At 36.4% G+C, this 2,507-nt stretch carries 2 protein-coding genes, 1 tRNA gene and 1 pseudogene; 3 read left to right on the top strand and 1 reads right to left on the bottom strand.

All coding sequences use genetic code 11. The annotated features are described in order from the left end of the window. The first annotated feature begins 49 nt into the window (after positions 1-49). Both AAX18_RS05040 and lpt6 read left to right on the top strand, forming a co-directional pair. A tRNA-Val gene (locus AAX18_RS05040) sits at positions 50-125 on the top strand. A 121-nt stretch (positions 126-246) separates the two neighbouring features. Next, positions 247-1,902 (top strand): phosphoethanolamine transferase Lpt6, encoded by a 1,656-nt coding sequence (gene lpt6, locus AAX18_RS05035; protein WP_046953176.1) that lies wholly within the window; start codon positions 247-249, stop codon positions 1,900-1,902. Positions 1,903-2,047: 145 nt separating this feature from the next. Here lpt6 and AAX18_RS08875 read toward each other — a convergent pair. Continuing rightward, positions 2,048-2,212, bottom strand: a pseudogene (locus AAX18_RS08875) (TonB-dependent receptor domain-containing protein); the annotation flags it as partial. A 72-nt stretch (positions 2,213-2,284) separates the two neighbouring features. Between AAX18_RS08875 and AAX18_RS05030 the strand changes: the two are divergent. Then, positions 2,285-2,507, top strand: a 223-nt coding sequence (locus AAX18_RS05030; RefSeq protein WP_046953175.1) for a putative periplasmic lipoprotein, incomplete at its 3' end; no start/stop codon positions are given.

The raw sequence follows: 2,507 nt of genomic DNA, 5'->3' as shown, positions 1-2,507 counted from the left end.
AAAAGTGTTTAAATAAACCGAAAATTTAGGGTTTTGCCTTAATATTATCGGGCGATTAGCTCAGTTGGGAGAGCACCTCCCTTACAAGGAGGGGGTCACTGGTTCGAGACCGGTATCGCCCACCACTTTATTTTCAAATTATCCAAATAATTTCCTTTTCCCGTTCAATCTATTACGTTTACGTGATAAAGTGCGCAGACATTGTCATGTCTCATTTTAGTCTGTTATGCATCATAGGGAAAATTCATGATCGCTTATATTTTCTTAGCTTTATTCACGATTGCGGCAGTGATTTTTATCGTAAACTCCCATTATCGTTGGACTTATTTCTTTGCTATTACACTTTTTACTTTTTTATTTGGTGGCATGCTTATGGTTTCCAGCCAATGGCAACGTGCTTTAAATTTTTCATCTGTGCTTTTTGTGGCACTGATGTTATTTCACCGTTTAAAAATTCATTATTACAAACAACCTTTGTTAATTTCAGATTTCTTTCTTGTGGTGGATTGGCGAAATTGGGAAACATTAATTCACTATAAAGGTGCATTGTTTGGCGTTATTGGTCTGCTTGCGTTATTAGGTTATGCGATTTTTGGTTTTAATGATGTCGAGTCTTTAGGGGGATTAGGTAACAGCATTGGGGCGTTATTGTTTATCGTTAGTTTTAGCTTGATGTGGCATTATTCTAAAAAGCCAAGTGCGGTGCAAGTTTGGTTAGATTCTTTGCCCAATGATGGTCGTGATGTGTTTTTGAATTTACCAATGTCTTGCCGCGGTATTTTTTTCAAGGTGCCAAGTTTTGATGGCAATAGCCAAAATTTTATTGAAAAAATGACCGCACTTTCATCTGATACAAACAACCTATCTGAAACAAAACCCGATATTGTTGTGACATTAATGGAATCCACGCTGAACCCTCATCAATTTGCTTTTAGTCAGCAATCTATTCCACCACTTTCCATGTTTGACCCCAAAAATGATACGGTATTTGCTTCGCCGTTGCGTGTACATACTTTTGCTGGTGCAACGTGGAAATCAGAATTTGCTTTTTTAGCCGGTGTGCCTTCGACCGATTTTGGCGCGTTAGCAAGTGGCGTTTTTTATTCTGTTGTACCGCACTTGCAATCAGGTTTAGTGAAAAATCTAAAAGCACAAGGATATTTTTGTGTTGCCTTGTCGCCTTTTACAAAAGGTAATTACAATGCGAAATCCGCTTATGATCATTTCGGTTTTGATTTGATGTTACAGCCGCAAGATCTTGGTTATCCTGCGCCTATCAGTAAAAATCTTTGGGATATTAGTAGTGAAGAAATGATGAAGTACACCCGAATGATTTTGGAAAAACAGCATCCTGCGTTAGAAAATGTAGATCAGCCGATGTTTGTTTATGTGTTGACTATGCGAGAACATGGCCCATATGAATTGGGCATGGAAAATACATTTAATCTTCAAATGCCTAATTTAGGGGCTAAAAGTATTTCTGCATTGAATGACTATACTCAACGTATTGTCGCATTGAATGATGCGATTGAAGGAATGAATAACTATTTACATGAACGTAAAAAGCCTTTTGTTCTAGGTTATTTCGGTGATCACCAAGTGGCATTTGATAATGTTATCCCTCCGAAGAAAGGGGATTATGCCCAGCCTGATTATGTGACACAATTTGTTGTAAGAAGTAATTTTGCAAGTCCATTTAAGCAAGAGCAAAGTTTTTTAGATCTCGCTTTTGCTGGAGGTATCTTGATGAATGTAGCTGGATTATCAGCAGAAGATGAATTTATGAAAGCGAATATGGCAATGTGTAAACTAAGTCACGGAAAACTGGAAGATTCCTCTAATTCTGAATTCGTGAACGACTATCGTCATTATCTCTATCAAACCTTAAAAATTGCAAAATAGCTAAATAAAAAGGCTGATGTTGATCTATCCCAAAAATAAAGGACTAAGCTCTTTAATCTTCAGGGCTTAGTCCTTAATTTAATAGTCTAACTTTTTAGAAGTCAGAGCATATATAACATCCTTTTATTATCACATGTAAAAGTGATTAAAAACGAATTTCAACAGAGCCTGCAAAATTACGGCCAGGGGCATAAAAACGCTCTAATCCTTTTCCTTCTTTATCTACAGAGTCAGTTGTACTGATTTTATTAATACCGCGTAAAGTATCCCAAGTATGGTATTTACGATTAAGCATATTATAAACGCCAGCACCTTATTTTATATAAATTATATATCGTACGTTAATTTAGTATAGCAAATAAAACAGTAAGGAGCTTTCTCTATGAGTAAAATCAAACTTTCAATCATTGCACTTTCTTGTGCTCTCGCATTAAGTGCTTGTTCTTCTAATTCAAAAGGTGGTACAGATAATTCGGATCAAATTCGTCAAACAGAGAATGAATTAAATCAAAGAATTTCTGCTGCTAATAAGAAAGCTGAAGAGACAGCTAAGAAAGCTGAAGAGGCGGTTAAGAAGGCTGAAACCGCAATTAATACAGCAAAGG

The sequence above is a fragment of the Haemophilus haemolyticus genome (assembly GCF_001008205.1).
Taxonomy (GTDB): Bacteria; Pseudomonadota; Gammaproteobacteria; order Enterobacterales; family Pasteurellaceae; genus Haemophilus; species Haemophilus haemolyticus_Q.
This window is presented reverse-complemented; position numbering and strand designations above follow the sequence as displayed.

Excerpts from the sequence above, each read along its gene's own strand:
- lpt6 (WP_046953176.1), top strand. The coding sequence starts at position 247 with ATGATCGCTTATATTTTCTTAGCTTTATTCACGATTGCGGCAGTGATT.